The following is a 19,566-nucleotide window of genomic DNA, read 5'->3' as shown; positions in this document are numbered from 1 at the left end:
GTTTTACTGTGTACGTTGTTTTTAAACACCTGCATGTTCTATTTGTTTTTATTTCTATCACTTTATTTCTATTCCGCTTTGTTTTGCGGTTGTTGGATTCTCCTGCGTTACAAAAGAAATGGCTGAAAGTGGTACCGCATATCAATGACACTCTATTATTGGCGAGTGCCATTGGCATAATGGTGACAGTTGGTATGTACCCAATTCAAGTGCCTTGGCTGACGGATAAAGTCATCGGTGTTATCGGTTACATTATTTTTGGTATTTTTGCCATGAAGGGTCAGTCTGCTGTAACCCGTTGGGTAGGTTTTCTTGGTGCGTGCGGCTGGATAGCCTTCTTATTGCACGTGGCTATGTCAAAAACAGCATTAATCGCTGGCTAGTTAAAAAGGAATTTTGTTGTATGTTAGCACCGGAGACCGCAGTAACAGAAACGAGTGCGCTAATTACTAACGATGGCGTTATCATTGGCTTATTAATGGCCATTTTGGGTTTTGTTTTCTATACCAATAATAGTGACCATCCGGCATTTAAGAAGTTTTATCGCTTCGTACCCGCGTTATTGCTTTGTTACTTCTTACCATCGTTGTTGAACACTTTCGGTATTGTAGATGGTAATGCGACAGCCGTAACTGATATCACCATGGATTATCTGCTACCGGCCTGTATGGTGTTACTAACGTTGAGTTTGGACTTAAAAGCGATTTTGGGGCTGGGATCCAAAGCGTTGATACTGTTTTTAACCGGTACCTTCGGTATTGTTATCGGTGGTCCCATTGCACTACTGCTGGTTTCTTTTATCTTTCCTGAAATGCTTGGTGGGGCAGGTCCAGATGCGGTTTGGCGTGGCATGACGACCATCGCCGGTAGCTGGATCGGTGGTGGAGCTAACCAGGCGGCTATGAAAGAAGTTTATGAAGTCGGTGGTGATATTTTTTCGGCGATGGTAACGGTCGATATTATTGTCGCTAACTTATGGATGGCTGTGTTGCTTTATATGGCGGCGAACGCTAAGCAAATTGACGCGCGTACAGGCGCTGACACTTCAGCTATTGATGCCATTCGCCATAAGGTTGAAAAGTACGAAGCTGAGCACGTTCGTAACCCCAGTTTGAGAGACTTAATGCTTATTTTAGCCGTTGGTTTCGGCGTGGCAGGTATAGCTCATTTATTGGCTGACTGGATCGCACCGGCTATTGGCACGAACTACCCGGCTCTGAGTAAGTTTAGCTTAGACAGTTTGTTCTTCTGGGTTATTGTTCTTGCTACTGCGGGCGGTATTGCGTTGTCGTTTACCCGCGCTCGCTCTCTGGAAGCGGCTGGCGCTTCTAAAATTGGCTCTGTTTTTGTCTATGTTTTGGTGGCAAGCATAGGCTTGCACATGGACGTGACAAAAATTGTTGAAGCACCAAAGTACTTCCTAATTGGCGCTATCTGGATGATTATTCATGCGTCGTTAATGCTGCTTGTTGCTAAAATTTTACGTGCGCCTGTTTTTTACATGGCGGTGGGCAGTCAGGCTAACGTAGGCGGGGCCGCTTCAGCTCCGGTGGTAGCATCGGCGTTTCACCCGTCACTGGCACCAGTGGGTGTTCTGTTGGCTGTTATGGGTTATGCGCTGGGGACTTATATGGCGTATTTCTCAGGCCAGGTGTTGCGTGTGGTTGGCAGTTAATCAAAAGGAATGAGCATGATTTCGAAGTTACATTTAAACGATATTGAAATAGCCAATGACAGTCCGTTTGTTCTTTTTGGCGGAATGAATGTACTGGAGTCGCGTGATTTAGCACTCCGTATAGCCGAGCATTACGTTGAAGTGACGGATAAGTTAGGCATTCCTTATGTTTTTAAAGCGTCTTTCGACAAAGCCAACCGCTCATCGGTGCACTCATTTCGTGGACCGGGTCTCGAAGAGGGACTGCGAATTTTTGAAGACGTCAAGCAGCAGTTCAATGTCCCGCTAATTACCGACGTACACGAGCCTCATCAGGCTAAGCCGGTATCGGAAGTTGTTGATATTCTCCAGCTTCCGGCGTTTTTAGCGCGCCAAACTGATTTGGTTGTTGCTATGGCTGAAACCGGTGCCATGATTAATGTCAAGAAACCTCAGTTTTTAGCGCCGCATGAAATGAAGCACATTATTAGCAAGTTCGCGGAAGCCGGTAACCAGAACATAATGTTGTGCGAGCGCGGTTCTTGCTTTGGTTATAACAACTTAGTGGTTGATATGCTGGGCATGGATGAAATGAAGACCATGGCGCCGGTTATTTTCGATGCAACCCACGCATTGCAGCGTCCAGGTGGGCGTAGTGATTCTGCTGATGGTCGCCGTGCACAAGCGGCACAGCTTGCCCGTTCTGGTATGGCATTGGGTATTGCCGGTTTGTTTATTGAGGCACACCCTAACCCTGATGAAGCCAAATGTGACGGACCTTGCGCTTTGCCGTTACGCGCATTAGAAGGTTATCTACAACAAATGAAAGCCGTGGATGACTTAGTGAAGTCATTCAGTGCACTGGATACGTCTAATTAATCATGTCGCTTCAGGCCGGCAGCTCACTTAAACAAACACCGCTTGATAAACGTCAGGCGGTGAAGCTTCTATTAAAAGCGGTAGGTGGTTTGCTGGCGCTACTCTCTTTGGCGTTATTAGCACCATTTGTTATGGCCGTTATTAACGCAGAAAAAGAGCAGTGGACTTATTTAACGCTCGCTATTATTGGTTTGGTTGTTGGCGTTACGCTTTTTCTACAACCTGTAGGTGACGCCAAGTTAAGAGCGCGCCAAGTCTTTCTGTTAACCACCTTATGTTGGGTCTCAGCCAGCCTTTTTGCGACGCTACCGTTTATTTTCGCCCAGCCTTATCTCGATTTTTCCAGTGCTTGGTTCGAGGCTATGTCGGCTATTACCACCACAGGAGCCACCGTTATTTCCGGACTTGATGATCTGCCATCCAGTGTTTTGCTATGGCGGGCGATGCTGCAGTGGTTAGGCGGTATCGGAATCATCGTTATGGCTATGGCGATATTACCGTTTTTGCAGGTTGGCGGTATGCGATTATTCCAGGCTGAATCGTCCGATATGTCGGGTAAATTTATGCCTCGCTCTAGTCACATGGTTTTAGCCATTGGTCGAGTTTATCTGATACTAACGGTTGCTGTTGTTGCGTTGTATCTTTTAGGTGGCATGACAAGCTTTGACGCCTTTGTTCATGGTATGACAACCATAGGTACCGCCGGTTTCTCGAATTATGACGCTTCTTTCGGTCACTTTTCCGATACTCCGTTTTTGGTTATAACCGGTACACTGTTCATGGTAGCGGGGGCATTACCTTTTGTGCTCTACATTCGAGTACTAAAAGGGGATTATGAACCACTTTGGAAGGACACCCAGGTACGTGCGTTTGTCACCTTTTTAATGATCGCCATTGTTCTTATTACTTTGGTGCAAGTGGTGAAAGGGCGCGAGGTCGGTGACGCTCTCATGCATACCGCATTTAATGTTGTATCTGTGGTGACCACGACAGGGTATGCGACGGAAGATTACGGCAACTGGGGTAGCTGGTCCCTGATGGTTTTCTTCTACCTCATGTTTATTGGTGGCTGTACCGGGTCAACCGCCGGTGGTATGAAAATATTCCGTTTCCAGCTTTCACAGTTACTGCTTAAAAAACAGTTTAGCCAACTCATTCACCCAAATTTGGTTCGGGTTGAGACGTACCAAGAACGACGAGTTAACGATTCACTGCTGGGTTCAATGGTTGCCTTTTGCTTCATGTATTTTTTACTGATAGCGGTTATTGCACTTGGCTTGTCATTGTTTGAGCTCGATTTTCTAACCGCTATTTCCGGAGCGGCATCCGCTGTGGGTAACGTTGGCCCTGGTCTTGGTGAAATTATTGGACCCGCAGGTAACTTTTCCAGCCTGGACGGTGGTGCCAAATTACTGCTGATATTTGCCATGCTAGCAGGGCGTTTGGAGATAATGACGGTACTGATCTTATTTCATAGACATTACTGGAAGCACTAAAATAAATTTCAGCGAACACTTGCACGCTGAAACGACATGAATTAAATTAAACGCATGTTTAAATCATGCGTTTATTTATATCATGGCAGCACGCATTACGACTCAACAGAAAATACTCAACGCCGCTGAAGCGCTGTTTGCGCGAGATGGTTTTGAACAGACCTCTTTACGGCAGATCACCCACGAAGCGGGCGTGAATCTGGCGTCCGTTAATTATCATTTTGGCTCAAAAAAAGCGCTGATACAGGCGGTTATTGCCCGCTATTTAAGTGTTTTTATGCCGGCTCTAGAAGAACAGCTTAAAGAAGCCGAGGCCGAAAAAGACCTTAAAACTCAAGCATTATTTGAGCGCTTCAAACTGCCACTGGCTAAATTGACCCAAATCAACAAGCGTGGCCCCGATACGTTTTTAAGGCTCTTGGGTTTTGCTTATTCTGAAATTCAGGGGCATTTGCGCAAGTACACTCAACAAGAGTACGGCAACGTATTGCAACATTTGCTGCAGCTGCTTAAGCGCACAAACCCACATTTAGATGAACAGCAAATGTTCTGGCGTCTGCACTTTGTATTAGGCTCGGTTGTTTTCGCTCAGGTGTCCGGTCAGGCACTTATCGAAATAGCGCAAGCCGAGTTTAATCAGCAAATTGGCGCACAGGATGTCATTGATCAACTTATTCCGTTTGTTTCGGGCGGACTCGAAAATTCGTAAATAAACTGTCGTAAGACGGAGTTTTGACTACACTTTTATTCTGATGGTGCACTGGAGATAACCATGGAAATTCTCATTTTGTTGTTGGTTTTAGTGGTACTGGTATTTGCAGTCGGAGATATCCGTCGCAGCCTTATTACTAAACCTGTTTTTGGTATTTTTAAGCGCATTCTGCCTCCTATGTCTGACACTGAGCGTGAAGCCATGGAAGCAGGGGACGTATGGTGGGACGGTGAATTGTTCAAAGGTCGCCCTGACTGGCAAAAACTGCTGGACATGCCGCAGCCGAAACTGACTCAGGATGAGCAAGACTTCATTGATAACCAGCTGAACACCTTGCTGGATATGATCGATGACTTCAAAATTGTTCAACAGGACAGAGACCTGCCAAAACAAGTGTGGGACTTTCTGAGAAAGGAACGTTTCTTTGCCATGATTATTGGTAAAGAACATGGTGGTCTCGACTTCTCTCCGGCGGCAAACTCTTACATTGTGTCGCGTATTGCCAGCCGTTCAATTAGCGCCGCAGTATCGGTTATGGTGCCTAACTCATTAGGTCCGGGTGAATTGCTGACGCACTATGGTACGAAAGAGCAAAAAGAATATTGGTTGCCGCGTTTAGCGGATGGTACCGATATTCCATGTTTTGCCCTAACGGGTCCTGAAGCTGGGTCTGATGCGGGATCTATTCCTGATGAAGGTATCGTCTGTAAAGGCGAGCACGAGGGCGAAGAAGTGGTTGGTATTCGCCTTAACTGGTCAAAGCGCTACATTACTCTGGCGCCGTCTGCGACCGTGCTTGGTTTGGCGTTTAAATTGTACGACCCTGAAAACTTAATGGGCGACAAGCGAGATATTGGTATTACGTGTGCGCTTATTCCGACCAGCCACAAAGGCGTCGAAATTGGTGACCGTCACTTCCCGTTAAATCAGGCGTTTTTAAACGGTACAACGTACGGTAAAGACGTATTTATTCCCCTGAAGTGGATTATCGGCGGCGAAGAGTATGCCGGTAAGGGCTGGCGTATGCTGGTCGAATGCTTGTCAGCCGGTCGCGGTATTTCACTGCCCGCGTTGGCGACGGCATCGGGCCATGTGACTCAGCGTATGACGGGTGCGTATGCTTACGTGCGTCAGCAATTTGGTCTTCCTATTGGTATGTTTGAGGGCGTGCAGTCATCAATGGGTAAAATTGGCGGCACTAATTATATTCTTGAATCCATGCGCCGTTTAACAATTTCATCGCTGTGCCAGGGCATGAGTCCGTCAGTTGTGACGGCAATGACGAAGTATCACATGACGGAAATGGGGCGTGAAGTTATTGAACACGCAATGGATATTCATGCCGGTAAAGGTATTCAATTGGGGCCGCATAACTACCTGGGTCACAATTACATGGCAACGCCCGTTTCTATTACGGTAGAAGGTGCCAACATCTTAACTCGTAACCTGATGATTTTCGGTCAGGGTGCTACGCGTTGTCATCCGTACGTTCTGAAAGAAATGCAAGCGGCCGCAAACCCAAATGAAGACGAGGGTATGCGCGAGTTTGATGGCTTGCTAATGAAACACATTGGCTTTGCCGCCAGCAACGTATTTGGCAGCTTATGGCTGGGTCTGACAGGGGCGCGTTTTGGCGAGTCTCCGGTTAGCGGCGAAACCGCGCAGTATTATCGTAAACTGGGTCGCATGAGCCGTGGTTTGGCGTTAGCGTCAGACATTTCCATGCTGATGATGGGCGGTGACCTGAAGCGTAAAGAAATGATTTCAGCGCGCCTCGGCGATGTGTTAAGTCATTTATACATGGGCTCTGCAGTGTTGAAGCGCTTTGAAGACGAAGGTCGTCAGGTTGCAGACTTGCCGTATGTGCATTACGCGTTGCAGCATCATCTGCACAGTATTGCTGAAGCTTTCTATGGTTTCTTCGACAACTTCCCGAACCGTGCGGTAGCCTGGATGATGCGTTTAGTGATATTCCCGTTGGGTAATCACTTTAAGAAGCCAAAAGACGACACTCTGCAGGAAATTAGCTTGAGCATGATGGAGCCGGGCGTCACGCGTGATCGTCATACGTTCCTGTGTTACTGGAAAGACGACAAAAACGATCCAACCGGTCACATGGAAAAAGCGTTTCTCTCTATGCTGGACATGAAGTCGGTTTATAAAACGCTTCGTAAGGCTCAGAAACGCGGTGAATTGTCATTTAATTTAAATGGACAAGAGCTTGCTGATGCGGCTTTAGAAAAAGGCCTAGTGGATAAAGAAACGGCCGATAAACTGGCTGAGACTGAAGAGCTGCGCCTGCTTGCTATTGGTGTCGACAGCTTCGCGCCGGGCATTCTGGAAAACAACCAGTTTTACACGGCAAAAGGTGACTTGAGAAAAGCGGCGGTCAGAGACTGACCACCGCATTCATTTCAACTTAATAAAGTGTTCGACGTTTGTCTTTTAAGTTGAACACTGGGTCTACAAAAGAGCGCTGCTGAGCGCTCTTTTTCGTTTCTGCGCTGGCACTGGCTGTAGCCGGGCAACTGCCGGTTTCAATATAGCTGTACGCTGCGCCAGTTAGCGGATCTTGCTCGCTTCCCCAGTTAGCGACAATTTCATCTTCAACCTCACAGGTAGGGGCCAAGCCGTTGTAATACTTGCCTTCACCCTCAGCGTTAACCGTTTCAAAGTTAATAGCGAACGTCACTTTGTCGCACAACTGTTCAGGCTGTTGGCCGACAGGTTTACCACAGGTGTTCTCACCAATAGTGACAACATTCACGTAAGGTTTTAAAGAGTTGATAATAATTTCCGAGGAAGAGCAGCTGCTGCCGGTCGTTAAAACATACACCGTATCTAAGTCGAGCTGCTGAGTGCCATCAACTAAGCGGAACTGGAGGCTTTCGTTTTTATCGCTGTTTTGCTCATTAAAGCGGTAAGTCAAAAAGGTTTCGCCGAGTACGTTATTGCCCGCTGCCTGACTGGAGGTTTGATTGGCGTAACGAATGAGGCCACCACCGTTGTAGCGTACATCGATAATTAAATGATCAACGCCTTCGTTAGCGAACAAATCAAACGCTTCGTTTAAGTCGCTCCCAGTACGGTTAATGAAAGAGTCCAGGGTAAAGTAACCGGCGGTTTCTCCGTTATCGAGTGCCGTGGTTTGTGCACCCATCACTGTGTTGGTTTCCACTTCAACTTTGCTGAGAACATCGGTTTGCTCGGTACCGTCCGGCTTTTCCCAGGTGAGTGTTTTACTAATGCCTTCTTCGTTTGGCCCTAGGGCATCATCAAACTCGCCGTTGGCAAGCAGTTCAGAAACCGGCACATCGTCGATGGCAATTAGCTCGTCAGCACGTTCTATACCCGCAGTAGCAGCAGGGGAGTCGTTATAAACAAAGCGAATTTTAACGCGAGTATCGCTTATCTGCTCCATCGAAAAACCGAAGCCAAAGTAGGTGGCGTTCACAAACAACTGTTCGTACTCTTCCTCGGTTAAAATGTAGCTGTAGCGGTCTTCCGGCACGCGCAACTCTTCAAGAACCGCATAAACATCGCCAAAAGCTTCCGGGTCAATACTGTCCTGCAGTTGGTCTGCCCAAAAGTAGTCCTCTTTCATATAATTGAAAAAGCGCTGGTTTTGGTCTTCAACCGAGCAAGTGGCGTAGCCGGAGCCTCCACCCGTATCGCCGGTGTCAGAGCTGCTGTCAGAGCCACCACAGGCTGATAATGCCGCTGTCATGCTCAGTAGCAATAAAGATTTCTTAAAGGTCATACTGCGTCTCGCGTGTTGTAAAAATGTTAATTTACAATTTAGCACAGAGAACGAAAAGATGAACACCCAGCGTGGCGCTTTTTACTGCATCGTGGCACACTGCCGACACTGACTATTTACCGTTAAACACAGACGGAGAGCAACGACGTTATGGCACAAGTCATGATAGACATTGAGGGCACCGAGCTAACGCCAGAAGACAAAAAGCTACTGGCGCAGCCCTCGGTTAATGGGTTGATACTGTTTACACGTAACTTCGCATCGCTTGAGCAGTTGGCTCGGTTAACCCAGGAAGCACGTATGGCGGCCGCTAAACCATTGCTTATTGCGGTTGACCACGAAGGCGGGCGTGTACAGCGATTTCGCGAGGGCTTTAGTGCGATTCCGGCAATGGGATCGTTACGCCGCATTGAGAATGCGGACGAACGCCACCGCGCAGCGCGAGACTTAGGATGGCTCATGGCGGCAGAAGTACAGGCTGTCGGCATTGATATTAGCTTTGCGCCGGTACTAGATGTTGATGACTGCAGTGAAGTGATAGGCGACCGAGCGTTCTCTGACGTGCCGTCGGAGATATCTGAGTTAGCATCGGCGTTTATAGAAGGTATGCATGAGGCCGGCATGGCGTCTACGGGCAAGCATTTCCCAGGCCATGGCTCGGTGCAGGCAGACTCACACATTGCCATTCCGGAAGACGAGAGAACGTTAGAGCAAATTCGTGCGCACGACTTAAAGCCATTTCTGTCATTAAGCCAAAAGCTGGATGGCATCATGCCGGCGCACGTTATTTACCCGAAAATTGACCCACAGCCCGCCGGCTTTAGTGAGTTCTGGTTGCAGCAAATACTGCGTAATGAATTGCAATTTAACGGCACCATTTTCAGCGACGATTTGTCGATGCAAGGCGCCACGGTTGCGGGTGACATGCAGCAACGCGCATTGGCCGCGCTGAGCGCAGGCTGCGATATGATACTGGTGTGTAATGACAGAGCAGGGGCTTTACAGGTACTTGACGCAAAGCTTCCGGCAACCGAGCCTGAGAGTGCTCAGCGTGTGCAGCGTATGCTGATGAGCGAACCAGCGGTAGGCTTGGAAGCGTTGAAACGCACCGAGCGCTGGCAGCAAGCGCAGCGCTGGCTTTCGGTGGTTAATTAAGCTTCGTAAGGAATGGGGTCTTCAACGCCGTTGGCAGCGAAGGCCTCTAACCGCTCTACACAGGCACCGCATTTACCACAGGCCTTGTCACGGCCGTTATAGCAGGTCCAGGTTTGGCTGTAGTCCAGGCCCATTTTCAGACCGTCTGCTAAAATGGCATTTTTATCGACGTCTAAATAAGGCGCATGAACCGCTACCGGTTCGTAATTGGCCATTTTACTGACCACATCCATTTGGCGCACAAACTCCGGGCGACAGTCCGGATAAATAGCGTGGTCGCCTGAGTGAGCGCCGTAATATACCGCAGAGGCTTCCTGAGACACTGCATAACCAATGGCTAACGACAGCAAAATCATATTGCGGTTGGGCACCACCGTCGACTTCATTGACTCTTCTTCGTAGTGTCCCTCGGGAATATCAATGTCGTCGGTTAATGAGCTACCAGATAAAAGTTGGTTAATGGCAGTAATGTCGACCACTTTATGCGGAAGTCCATGCTGTTTACAGACGTTAGCGGCAACTTCTAGCTCTTTCACATGGCGCTGACCGTAGTTAAACGACAGTGCCAGCACCTCATTGCCTTCCTGCAATGCTTTGTGCAGCACCGTAAACGAGTCCATTCCACCTGAATAAATAACAACGACCTTTTGCGACATGCTGTAACTCTCCGTATAATCTGCGGTCTATCCACCTTAATAGAAGCCATTTTAACGAAAGCTATGTCTTACCGCATCAACGAAATTTTCGAGACCCTGCAGGGCGAGGGCACCTTTACTGGTGTGCCATCCATATTTGTGCGCTTGCAAGGCTGCCCCGTGGGTTGTCCGTGGTGCGACACCCAACACACGTGGGAAACCAACGACAGCGACAAAGTCAGCGTCGACGAGATGATGGCAAAAACCGAAGCCTCGTCAAAATGGGCAGAAATGACCGCCGAAGACATAGTAAAACGCTTTGAGCAAGAAGGTTACGCCGCCAAACACGTGGTAATAACCGGCGGTGAGCCCGCTATGTTCGACTTGCTGCCGCTAGGCGAAGCCTTGGAAGCCAAAGGCTACCAGCTGCAAATAGAAACCAGCGGTACTTTTGAGCTAAAAGTGACTGACAACACCTGGGTAACGGTGTCTCCGAAGTTGGATATGCCGGGCGGCTACCTGGTGCGCCCCGACTGCATGGCACGCGCCAATGAAATAAAACATCCGGTTGCCATGCAAAAACACATAGACGCTTTAGACTCACTGCTAAAACGTTGCCCACCCAAAGCCGACGCTATTATTTGCCTACAACCCATAAGCCAGCGTCCGCGTGCCACCGAACTAGCCATGCAAACCTGCATTGAACGCAACTGGCGTTTGTCCGTGCAGATGCATAAATATCTTAATATAGAGTAAGACATTGACTACTCGTGCTCTGACCCTCTGAAAGTCGATCTATACTTCCTGTCCTAACTCGCCAAGCAAGGCAAATTTTGACAGGAGGTTTTATGAAACGGAAATTCATTTCACGCAGTCGCGGTCAGGGAATGACCGAATACATCATCATTGTTGCGCTTATTGCTGTTGCTGCAATTGGCGTCTATTCATTGTTTGGAAAAGCCATACGAAACCAAGTTGCCGGCCTGGCCCAGGAAATGACCGGGCAGTCATCTAGTCAACAACTCAACAGAGCCAGACAATCGTCCCGACGTGCCGGAACTGTAGCCAATACGGACGTCACCCTCGGTAATTATGACGAGGCTACCGAACAGGGCGATAACTAAAATGTTTGGCTTTCGAAAAAAGCAAACAGGGCAAACGTTGGTTATGATGACCGGCGTTTTGCTCTTAGTCACAAGTTTGCTCTTTGCTGTGACTGACATGGGAAAACACGCACGCCAGCAGTTTTATCTGCAAAGTGTCGCTGACAACGCAGCATACAGTGCCGCAGTAGCGATGTCGCGGCAGATGAACTTCATGGCTCTTACCAACCGAGCGCTTATAGGAAACCAAGTTGCAATTGCTCAGTGGGTTGGCCTGGCAAGTTATTTGGCCATGTTGGATCGCACCGCCGAAAACCTTGAAACCATTACCTCTTTTATTCCTTACGTAGCTCAAATAACTCGTGCGATATCGATGATTGTTGAACGTATTGAGGAGAGCTTTGCGGAAGTGGCGAGTCGTTTGGTTGCGTTTCAGGCTCTGGTAGTCCAGGGGATATCCGTTGCTCAGCAAGCACTTGATGCAAGCTTTTATTATGAGCTACCTCTGTTAATCAACGATGTAGTGTCCGAGCACTCAGGCGATATTAATTGGAGCGCTTACCAAGGTAGCGGTGTTTTTGCATTTCCTCTACTTTGGCTTGGGAAAGTGAATCATAAATCTACGAGCAACGAAGATAGCTCAAAGTTTTTTGAAGAACTCACTATTAAAAGTTTAGACCCGTTTAGTAGGTCTAGGAGTTATGATTGGGTCGACTTGTATAGTTACAAAATACCGAAGCGCGGTGGAACCGAGTTAGCTCGCGACAGTGACGGAGGTTGGGATTGGCATGCTCTAGATTCAGTTTCTCTGCATCAACGGGAGTGGCTTATAGGTGGGCACGAAGAAATACTTCCCATGGGGTGGGGAGCAAAAGCTCAAAACCGGCGTAGATCTGAGAGAACTAATTACGGAGGTGCATTCCGAAGTAATTCTATTTCATCAAGTTTCGCTTTAGCACAAATGGGCTCCCTAAGGGTTGAGCAAAGCGCATTTAGCTATGCGGTTTTAAGAAACTTCTTAAGTTCGAGTATGGATTCGTTGATTGTAAAAGTGACTGTTGGTGGGCAAGTAGCTTATGCAAAAGCTACAACCGATTTTAGTAGACCTAAGTCTGTTTTCCCTAGAACTGATTTAAATATAGAGAGTGACAATTTATTTAATGCTTTATGGGAAGCGAAACTTAAACCTTTAAGCTCTGCGGATAAGATAGCTTTGATTGGTCATGAAATTAATTAACAAGCAAATTGGGCAAGGACTTATAGAATGCTTATTGGGTTTAACTGTTCTTGTTGTTATTACTGTTTCAGTAAGTGAGCAGCTGTTACCAGCCTCTACCGAACAAATTGATTCCTTGAAGCTGTCACGGGAAGTCACTTGGGAGAAGCTAAGAAATTCAGCAAAAACAAAGCTTAGCGGACGATACAGTTTAAATAACGATTTAGAGCTTGTATTTGAACCAATTGATAGACTTCTTTCAGTTAATTTAAATGGAAACAATTTGAGAATGACAGACACGTCGGATGTTTCAATTTACCGAATGGCTAGGTTAACAGATAGCTGGGAAGCAAAAAGTAAAAGTGATTTGGTTTCTAGACCAGCTTCATTGGTCGTAAATCAAATTTTATCAGGCCCAATAACTGAAATAATTCAGGATGGTCTTGGCAGAATTTTCCTAGCAGAAGAGCTAGAGTCAGATTCGTTAATTTTTGGCCATATTGACTCTGATGTAGTTCCTGAAAATGCATTAATAGAGAGGTAGTAATGGATTTACCTGATTTGCTCGATGATTGGTCGTGGAACCAGCAATCAATTAGTTCACTAGATAATATAGTCGCATTTTATCTTGAAGAACCATCCACTCCGGACTGGGATAGTTTAAAAAGCTACTATCCAGCATGCGCAGGTGGTGAAGATAGGCGTTGGATCTGTAAAGGTGATGAGTATGATTGGACGATTTTTGAAGTTGAAAGAGGTCAGTGGGTATTTGTTAAAAAGGAAGCTTTATCGGTCCCAAGGTTTTTAGTGGCGGAGTTTATTTAATAGATCAAATTGAAACCGAGAATGAAAAGAAATGGGTGTATTACTCGCCAGTAGAAATTGAGTCTATTAAAGAAAGTTTGCTTTTTTTCTATAACCAGAAAGTAGACTCTTTTGAATCAAAGAAAACGAAGAACGATGTATGGAATTTCAAGGGGGAAATGGGTCGGGTAACTTTCGAAGAGAAAGGGAAAAGCGTCATTCTTGTTCACACCGTCGATAAATAAGCAGTAACCATTAATTTTGAACTTATAAGCAAAAAATGGATTTATAAATGGATTTACCAGATGTATTTGATGACTGGTCGTGGAGTCAACAGTCAATCAGTTCCCTTGAAAGTATAGTTGCTTACCACCTTGAAGCACCAGCCGAACCCGTGTGGGAAGACGTTCATGATGAATATCCTGGATGTCTCGGGAATAACACATCTGTATGGTTGTGCGTAGCCGACGGGTTAGAGTTGACACTATATCAGAATGGCGATGGACAATGGGTGTTAGCATCAGTTCCTGTAGAGCAAGAGGAAGCTTCAATAACTGGACCAATGATTCCCTTTCACTTCGTTGAAAATGATAATGAACAAGTATGGGGTTACTTCTCTCTACTTAACATGCGGGCTTCTAAAGCTGCTATGCAACTTGAGCATGCTCAGAGCGTTAAATCTACCGTATCTATTCAAACTGAGAATGATGTGTGGACGCTGGATAACGAAATGGGGCGGGTTACATTTTCCCAGCAGGGTGAGAGCGTGATTATTACTCACAAAGTTTCAAAAGGCGGGGCATCCAGTTCAACGCTAGGGAAACCTGACAATACTAATGAAAGTGAACTTCCTCCGCTTTTTAATGAGTGGTCATGGAGTATAAAACCGATAAGTTCATTAAATGATTATGTTGTTGGTTACCACTTGGAAGATCCATATGAGCCAAATTGGGATCGAATAGACTTTCAGTATCCACTTTGCCCAGGTGGAAAAACCATGGTTTGGGTCTGCGACATTGGAGAGGATGACTGGCGGTTTTATGAGGGAAAAGACGGTCAGTGGATTTTAACCAAGTTAGAAAGCGGAGCCCCCGAAGGTATTTTGGAAACGCAACCAATAAAACTTTATTACGATGATTCCGTTGAAGCAGAGGTATGGGCATATATAGTCTGGGGCGATATGGAGCATACTAAAGATATGCTTCTATTTTTTCATAATCAGGATATTCAGTCGTTTGAGTCAGTCGAGAAAAATAATGATATTTGGCACTTTAAAGGAGACTTGGGTCGTATGACTTTTTCTCAGGAAGGAAAAAGTATTGTGATAGTTCACACGATTCCCAAAAGCCCTAATTAGAGCGAAACTTAACGAGCAAACTAAGAGGGAACTTATGATTGCTGATATTCCAACGGGGTTTGATCAGTGGCAGTGGACGCAAATGCCGGTAGCAAATAATACCGGTGCGAAAGCCTACTTTTTACAAAATCCGAAAATACCAGACTGGGAACTTCTAAAAGACTTTTATCCATATTGCGACCGCAATAAGTTCGATTTTTGGTTATGCCAAATTGAGAATAAAAACTGGACCTTTTTTAAAGGAACAGATGACACATGGGTTCTTAGTAAAATTATTACTACGGATATCGAAGGAGCTAAGTTAGTTGGCCCATTTTTCGTGTTGTCGCAGACCGAACAAAATGGCAAGGAAGTTTGGGTTTATGTATCGCACTACAGCTTGGGTGATGTGCAAAAGATCTTAAAACTTAAATACGGCCAGAAAATACGTTCTTTTCGTTCCATAGAGATGCCAAATGATCTTTGGGAGTTTAAGGATGGCTTAGGCCGATTGGTATTCTCTCAGCAAGGCGAATATGTCGTTATGGTTCATGTGATATGACGGCGTACCAACGCGGCCAGGCATCGGTTGAATGGATGCTTCTTTCGATACTCGTCATGTTAGCGCTGGTTGTTGTAGAAGATAACTGGTCAGTTATTGATTATTTAATAGAGACAGGGAATAGAGTCAGGGAGTTTTACGATTTTATCTGGCGTCATTTAGTGCTCATTCCAGGAGGGGGTTCGTGAGTAAAAAAGCAAAAGGGATATTTGCAGTCATTTTTAGTTTAATTATTTCTTTAATTACTGTTTTCATGATTAATGAATACCTCAACACGGAAACTCAACGCCGTGTGGAGCAAGCATCAGCTGATACTCACTCTGTTGTGGTTTTCGCTAACGATTTAACTGCAGGAACAATTGTATCGGCAAAAGATTTGTTGGTTCGGCAATATCCTAGCCATCTAATTAATCATAATTGGTTCTTACAAAACGAAGCCGGTCTCATTATTGGTCAGGAGCTTAGAGTAGATGGAAGTAAAGGAGAGCCTGTATCAAAGCGAGGTTTATTAAACCAGCAAAATACCGGTTTGTCGCGTCAGCTGCCCGATGGGCATTATGCAATTACAGTTAGCACCGATAACCTGGGGCTTCACAATGCTTTATTGAAGCCTGGAGATGTTGTTGATATCGCATTTGTGGGTGAACACTTTGAAAGCGGTATCGCGACCGAGTCGTTCGAGAATATTGAGGTGTTCGATATTCATGGGCTTAACGATGGCTATGGAAGCTACGCGTTGACTTTACTTATCAAGCCAGACGATGTTGACGAATTTACCCGGGCTATGGGCAGTGGAATGCTGGTCTGGGCAAGAAGTTCGTCGAGTTCGAGAGAAGATGTTTGGAACACGGAAAGTTTAACTTCAAAGGTGATGTCATGGACGGCATATTAAAGTACACACGAGCGCTAACTTGTCTGTTTTTAGTTTTATCGGCTTTTAATGTTCTAGCTAATAATATTGATAGCCACGTTATTGAGTTAGGTGGTTCGACTTCAATTAATATTTTGCCAGGGACTAACGTGCTCGTTAGTGATGAAAATATCGTACAAGCGAAGCTCCTCAGTAATGAGCAAATCATTCTTAAAGCGGTGAGTGTAGGCAGTACAGATGTCTGGCTTAAGCATAGCGACAAAAGCAAAAAGATTTTAGTAACTGTTGCGCCGTCAAGTAAAGGGGTACTGAAAGAGCGAATTAAAGCATTGTCTGCGGTTGAAGATGGGCTTCATTTGGAAGAGCGCAATGGTCTTATGGTACTTTCAGGCTCGGTTTCTTCCAAGGCCTATAACCTCATTAAGGCGTTAGCTCAGGGGGATTCGAATATAATGAATTTAACCTCTATGCAAAAGAGTGAAGAGCCAATGCTGACGTTGCGAGTAAATATACTCGAAACAAAGCGACAGGCTTTGGAAGATATTGGTATTCGCTGGCAAGGTGCATCAGAGGGGCCATCTATATCAAGCGCAGTTTCTGGTTTATTTGACTGGGAGCTTGATATCGCCTCCCAGCTCATGTTTATGAAACGCCATGGTCTAGCGAAACTTTTGGCCAACCCAACGCTTTCTACTCAGAGTGGCGAGAAAGCCAGCTTTTTGGCCGGGGGTGAGCTTCCCATTCCTCAAGTCGTTGCCCAGGGTATGCAAGATGTGACTTTCCGTGAGTATGGCATTCGACTCATAGTTGAACCTGTTGTTTTAAAGGATGGGCGCATTAAAACAAAGTTAAGTGCCGAACTGAGTAATATTGATCCTGCGGTTTCTGTGGCGGGAGTCCCCGGTATTTTGACCAGACGTACTGAATCTGTGTTTCTCTCTGAAGACGGCGACACTATGGTTTTGTCTGGCTTATTAAACGTGGATGAATCTAACCAGTCGGATGAAATGCCGGGCTTAGGAGAGCTACCGGGGTTGAATCGAGTATTCGGCAGTCAGCAACACCGGGAGCAAACAACTGAGCTTGTGGTTATGGTTACTGCTGAAAAAATGTCATCGGCTGACAAACGACGTTTAGATAAAGAGCAAAAACGGGAAGAAAGAAATAACTGGTTCAAGGACGAGTCAGTATTACAACTAAGGGAGCTGGTTCATGAAAATACAACAAGCCATTGAAACTCTGCGAAACCGTCTTGATGTTCGCGACAGTCAAATTGAAGCATTGGACGAAACAGGGCTGCGTGAGTATGCGCGTCGCTTTCTACAAGAAGTCTCTGACTTCGACCCCAGAGTCATTGAAGACGCTATTGCTGAAGTTATTGGTTTAGGGCCTATAGAAAGGCTTTTAGCCGATGATTCCGTCAGTGAAATAATGGTCAACCGTTACGATAAAATCTTTGTCGAACGCAGCGGTAAATTACAAAAAGCGGTTGAGGTATTTACCTCAGAAGATGCACTAAGAAGAGCAATTGATCGCATTGTTTTGCCGTTAGGCCGACATATTGATGATGCTTCTCCTATGGTCGATGCCCGTTTGCCTGATGGCTCTCGTGTTAATGCTGTTATATCGCCCCTGGCGACAAAAGGTGCTTGTCTTACTGTTCGGAAATTTTCTAAACAGTCATTAGGAATTAACGATTTGGTAAACAGCGGCTCTTTGACTCAGCAAGCGGCTGACTTCTTAAAGCTGGCGGTACGTTGCAGGCAAAACATTATAGTGTCCGGGGGCACGGGAACTGGTAAAACGACGTTGCTCAATATTCTGTCGCACGAAATTCCTGAAGGGGAGCGCGTCTTAACCATTGAGGATGCTGCGGAGCTACAGTTAAATCATGACAATTTAATTGGCCTGGAGTCTCGCCCTAAGAACCAGGAAGGCACCGGCGATGTGGGTATTCGAGAATTGGTGATCAACGCTTTGCGAATGAGGCCAGATAGATTAGTGGTAGGTGAGTGTCGAGGTGCAGAAGCCTTGGATATGTTACAGGCAATGAATACCGGTCATGCTGGCTCTCTTTCCACAGTTCATGCAAATAGTGCCCGTGATGCGCTCAGACGGCTGGAAGTTATGGTTTTAATGGGTGGAATAGAGCTACCAGTCAGCGCTTTGAGGCAACAAATATCAAGTGCTGTAGATATTATCGTGCAAATTGCCCGAGCACCCGATGGACGACGGTTAGTTGTAAGCATTGATGAGCTCACGGGTATTGATGACGACGTTTTACAAATGTCGCCGTTGTTTAGTCGGGAAAGCGCAGAACATTCCCTGACCAGTAATCAAACGTTGTGTCGCTTTGCAGAGCAGCAGTCGGATGATATTCGAGAAAGCCTGTTTAAAACCCTGATGGGTGATGAATCATGTATATCGTCTTTTTAGTACTGCTTATTACTCTGACTGTATCTTGTTGGTTTTGGCTATTTTCACATGCGACACCAGACAAGTATCAGGAGTTCGAGAACAAGTTAAAGCTATCAACCGTTCGCTCTCTGGAAGACTTTTTTCTTAACCTTCCGGTTAGCTGGCTGGTTCGTGGTTACTTGCTATTGTTAGTTATTCTGCCAGTTATTGTTTGGCTTACTTCCCCGGTTTTGTGGGCTATTTGTAGTTTTGTTCTTACGTTAATTGCACCGCCTTTCATGTATCGCTTTCTTAAAAAGAAACGGTTCGAGAAGTTAGAGAAACAATTGCCCGGTATGCTCATTAGCTTGAGCAACCAAATCCGCAGCGGTGCCAGTGTCAGCACTGCTTTTAAAAGCTTTAAAGGCAGTATGCAGCCTCCGCTTGGGCAAGAAATTGATGAAATGCTTCGCCAGGAAAAGGTTGGGCGGCCTTTCATAGAGTGTCTTGATGACTGGCAGCGTCGGGTCCCCGTCTTTTCCGTCAAACTGGTTGCTCAAGCATTAAAGCTGGGGCTGAAAAGTGGCGGACAGCAATCCGATATATTCCTGAGGCTGGCGGAAAATATTCAACAGCAACAACATATAAAAGAACGGCAACTGACATTAACGTCACAAGCAAGAATGCAGGCGAAGATTCTCGTGTTAATGCCAGCTGGTTTGTATTTTTTATTAGGATGGATAAAGCCTAATCACACTGCTGTTTTTACTGAGTCGTTTATTGGTATGGGAATGCTCGCTGCCAGTTTGTTATTGATGATTTTAGGCGGGTGGATGGTCAAAAAAATCATGAATCCGGATGATGATTAATGTTGTTACTTTTTATATTGGTATTTTTCGTCAGTGTAGCGGTTTTCTTTGGTACATATAAATTATGGAGTTATCTTCAGTTAAGTTCTTTTCTGGACAGAAAAACAAACAGTTTAT

20 protein-coding genes are annotated in these 19,566 nt (G+C 45.9%); 18 read left to right on the top strand and 2 right to left on the bottom strand.

All coding sequences use genetic code 11. From position 1 onward, the window contains the following. Positions 1 to 8: 8 nt before the first annotated feature. The 6 genes from CWC33_RS00820 to CWC33_RS00795 all read left to right on the top strand — a co-directional run bounded on the left by CWC33_RS00820 (position 9) and on the right by CWC33_RS00795 (position 7,141). Positions 9 to 383, top strand: coding sequence for a SirB2 family protein (locus tag CWC33_RS00820; RefSeq protein WP_100690407.1), 375 nt, complete (start codon positions 9 to 11; stop codon positions 381 to 383). Between the two features lie 20 nt (positions 384 to 403). Then, positions 404 to 1,675 (top strand): DUF819 family protein, encoded by a 1,272-nt coding sequence (locus CWC33_RS00815; protein ID WP_100690406.1) that lies wholly within the window; start codon positions 404 to 406, stop codon positions 1,673 to 1,675. Positions 1,676 to 1,690: 15 nt separating this feature from the next. After that, positions 1,691 to 2,533, top strand: coding sequence for a 3-deoxy-8-phosphooctulonate synthase (gene kdsA / locus CWC33_RS00810; RefSeq protein ID WP_100690405.1), 843 nt, complete (start codon positions 1,691 to 1,693; stop codon positions 2,531 to 2,533). A gap of 2 nt (positions 2,534 to 2,535) precedes the next feature. Next, the gene (locus CWC33_RS00805; RefSeq protein WP_100690404.1) at positions 2,536 to 4,029 is read left to right on the top strand and encodes a TrkH family potassium uptake protein; all 1,494 of its coding nucleotides are present in this window, start codon (positions 2,536 to 2,538) and stop codon (positions 4,027 to 4,029) included. An 82-nt stretch (positions 4,030 to 4,111) separates the two neighbouring features. After that, on the top strand, positions 4,112 to 4,738 hold the full coding sequence (locus tag CWC33_RS00800) for a TetR/AcrR family transcriptional regulator (protein WP_100690403.1): 627 nt from the start codon (positions 4,112 to 4,114) through the stop codon (positions 4,736 to 4,738). Positions 4,739 to 4,801: 63 nt separating this feature from the next. Then, entirely contained in the window at positions 4,802 to 7,141 is a 2,340-nt protein-coding gene (locus CWC33_RS00795) for an acyl-CoA dehydrogenase (protein ID WP_100690402.1), read from the top strand. A gap of 19 nt (positions 7,142 to 7,160) precedes the next feature. Here the strand turns inward: CWC33_RS00795 and CWC33_RS00790 are convergent, their stop codons facing one another. Further along, the gene (locus tag CWC33_RS00790) at positions 7,161 to 8,501 is read right to left on the bottom strand and encodes a S41 family peptidase (RefSeq protein WP_100690401.1); all 1,341 of its coding nucleotides are present in this window, start codon (positions 8,499 to 8,501) and stop codon (positions 7,161 to 7,163) included. A gap of 150 nt (positions 8,502 to 8,651) precedes the next feature. Here CWC33_RS00790 and nagZ point away from each other — a divergent pair, with 150 nt between their 5' ends. After that, positions 8,652 to 9,656, top strand: a complete 1,005-nt coding sequence (gene nagZ / locus CWC33_RS00785; RefSeq protein WP_100690400.1) for a beta-N-acetylhexosaminidase — start codon at positions 8,652 to 8,654, stop codon at positions 9,654 to 9,656. Here nagZ and queC read toward each other — a convergent pair. Beyond that, a complete protein-coding gene (gene queC, locus CWC33_RS00780) occupies positions 9,653 to 10,312 on the bottom strand; it encodes a 7-cyano-7-deazaguanine synthase QueC (RefSeq protein ID WP_100690399.1) in 660 nt (219 codons plus the stop codon). The genes nagZ and queC overlap by 4 nt on opposite strands. Before the next feature lie 63 nt (positions 10,313 to 10,375). On the opposite strand from queC, the gene queE reads away from it, so the two are divergent. From queE to CWC33_RS00715, 11 genes are all read left to right on the top strand, one after another. Next, complete coding sequence (gene queE / locus CWC33_RS00775) at positions 10,376 to 11,047, top strand: 7-carboxy-7-deazaguanine synthase QueE (RefSeq protein WP_100690398.1); 672 nt, start codon at positions 10,376 to 10,378, stop codon at positions 11,045 to 11,047. A gap of 92 nt (positions 11,048 to 11,139) precedes the next feature. Continuing rightward, positions 11,140 to 11,415, top strand: a complete 276-nt coding sequence (locus CWC33_RS00770) for a Flp family type IVb pilin (RefSeq protein WP_100690397.1) — start codon at positions 11,140 to 11,142, stop codon at positions 11,413 to 11,415. Between the two features lie 43 nt (positions 11,416 to 11,458). Then, entirely contained in the window at positions 11,459 to 12,631 is a 1,173-nt protein-coding gene (locus tag CWC33_RS00765) for a pilus assembly protein TadG-related protein (protein ID WP_232709811.1), read from the top strand. After that, the gene (locus tag CWC33_RS00760; protein ID WP_100690395.1) at positions 12,618 to 13,154 is read left to right on the top strand and encodes a hypothetical protein; all 537 of its coding nucleotides are present in this window, start codon (positions 12,618 to 12,620) and stop codon (positions 13,152 to 13,154) included. The genes CWC33_RS00765 and CWC33_RS00760 overlap by 14 nt, the downstream gene beginning before the upstream one ends. A gap of 2 nt (positions 13,155 to 13,156) precedes the next feature. After that, positions 13,157 to 13,435, top strand: coding sequence for a hypothetical protein (locus CWC33_RS00755; protein ID WP_100690394.1), 279 nt, complete (start codon positions 13,157 to 13,159; stop codon positions 13,433 to 13,435). Positions 13,436 to 13,706: 271 nt separating this feature from the next. Further along, the gene (locus CWC33_RS00745; protein ID WP_100690392.1) at positions 13,707 to 14,771 is read left to right on the top strand and encodes a hypothetical protein; all 1,065 of its coding nucleotides are present in this window, start codon (positions 13,707 to 13,709) and stop codon (positions 14,769 to 14,771) included. Positions 14,772 to 14,805: 34 nt separating this feature from the next. After that, positions 14,806 to 15,312, top strand: a complete 507-nt coding sequence (locus tag CWC33_RS00740; protein ID WP_100690391.1) for a hypothetical protein — start codon at positions 14,806 to 14,808, stop codon at positions 15,310 to 15,312. A 184-nt stretch (positions 15,313 to 15,496) separates the two neighbouring features. Next, positions 15,497 to 16,204, top strand: a complete 708-nt coding sequence (gene cpaB, locus CWC33_RS00730) for a Flp pilus assembly protein CpaB (RefSeq protein ID WP_053952753.1) — start codon at positions 15,497 to 15,499, stop codon at positions 16,202 to 16,204. Further along, positions 16,189 to 17,418 carry a type II and III secretion system protein family protein gene (locus CWC33_RS00725; RefSeq protein ID WP_100690390.1) on the top strand — a complete coding sequence of 410 codons (1,230 nt, stop codon included), beginning with the start codon at positions 16,189 to 16,191 and terminating at the stop codon, positions 17,416 to 17,418. The genes cpaB and CWC33_RS00725 overlap by 16 nt, the downstream gene beginning before the upstream one ends. Then, the gene (locus tag CWC33_RS00720) at positions 17,396 to 18,619 is read left to right on the top strand and encodes a CpaF family protein (RefSeq protein WP_053952751.1); all 1,224 of its coding nucleotides are present in this window, start codon (positions 17,396 to 17,398) and stop codon (positions 18,617 to 18,619) included. Before CWC33_RS00725 ends, CWC33_RS00720 begins: the two co-directional genes overlap by 23 nt. Further along, positions 18,601 to 19,449, top strand: a complete 849-nt coding sequence (locus CWC33_RS00715; protein WP_100690389.1) for a type II secretion system F family protein — start codon at positions 18,601 to 18,603, stop codon at positions 19,447 to 19,449. The genes CWC33_RS00720 and CWC33_RS00715 overlap by 19 nt, the downstream gene beginning before the upstream one ends. Positions 19,450 to 19,566: the final 117 nt, after the last annotated feature.

It is taken from the genome of Idiomarina sp. X4 (genome assembly GCF_002808045.1).
Taxonomy (GTDB): Bacteria; Pseudomonadota; Gammaproteobacteria; order Enterobacterales; family Alteromonadaceae; genus Idiomarina.
The sequence above is the reverse complement of the archived record's forward strand: the minus strand, read 5'-3'. Positions and strand labels throughout refer to the sequence as shown.

Bases quoted from the DNA above. Each gene is read 5' to 3' on its own strand.
- queC (WP_100690399.1), bottom strand. From the start codon at position 10,312: ATGTCGCAAAAGGTCGTTGTTATTTATTCAGGTGGAATGGACTCGTTT.
- nagZ (WP_100690400.1), top strand. From the start codon at position 8,652: ATGGCACAAGTCATGATAGACATTGAGGGCACCGAGCTAACGCCAGAA.
- CWC33_RS00745 (WP_100690392.1), top strand. From the start codon at position 13,707: ATGGATTTACCAGATGTATTTGATGACTGGTCGTGGAGTCAACAGTCA.
- CWC33_RS00765 (WP_232709811.1), top strand. From the start codon at position 11,459: ATGATGACCGGCGTTTTGCTCTTAGTCACAAGTTTGCTCTTTGCTGTG.
- CWC33_RS00715 (WP_100690389.1), top strand. From the start codon at position 18,601: ATGTATATCGTCTTTTTAGTACTGCTTATTACTCTGACTGTATCTTGT.
- CWC33_RS00720 (WP_053952751.1), top strand. From the start codon at position 17,396: ATGAAAATACAACAAGCCATTGAAACTCTGCGAAACCGTCTTGATGTT.
- kdsA (WP_100690405.1), top strand. From the start codon at position 1,691: ATGATTTCGAAGTTACATTTAAACGATATTGAAATAGCCAATGACAGT.
- CWC33_RS00800 (WP_100690403.1), top strand. From the start codon at position 4,112: ATGGCAGCACGCATTACGACTCAACAGAAAATACTCAACGCCGCTGAA.
- CWC33_RS00740 (WP_100690391.1), top strand. From the start codon at position 14,806: ATGATTGCTGATATTCCAACGGGGTTTGATCAGTGGCAGTGGACGCAA.
- CWC33_RS00805 (WP_100690404.1), top strand. From the start codon at position 2,536: ATGTCGCTTCAGGCCGGCAGCTCACTTAAACAAACACCGCTTGATAAA.
- CWC33_RS00770 (WP_100690397.1), top strand. From the start codon at position 11,140: ATGAAACGGAAATTCATTTCACGCAGTCGCGGTCAGGGAATGACCGAA.
- queE (WP_100690398.1), top strand. From the start codon at position 10,376: ATGTCTTACCGCATCAACGAAATTTTCGAGACCCTGCAGGGCGAGGGC.
- CWC33_RS00815 (WP_100690406.1), top strand. From the start codon at position 404: ATGTTAGCACCGGAGACCGCAGTAACAGAAACGAGTGCGCTAATTACT.
- CWC33_RS00795 (WP_100690402.1), top strand. From the start codon at position 4,802: ATGGAAATTCTCATTTTGTTGTTGGTTTTAGTGGTACTGGTATTTGCA.
- CWC33_RS00790 (WP_100690401.1), bottom strand. From the start codon at position 8,501: ATGACCTTTAAGAAATCTTTATTGCTACTGAGCATGACAGCGGCATTA.
- CWC33_RS00755 (WP_100690394.1), top strand. From the start codon at position 13,157: ATGGATTTACCTGATTTGCTCGATGATTGGTCGTGGAACCAGCAATCA.
- CWC33_RS00760 (WP_100690395.1), top strand. From the start codon at position 12,618: ATGAAATTAATTAACAAGCAAATTGGGCAAGGACTTATAGAATGCTTA.
- CWC33_RS00725 (WP_100690390.1), top strand. From the start codon at position 16,189: ATGGACGGCATATTAAAGTACACACGAGCGCTAACTTGTCTGTTTTTA.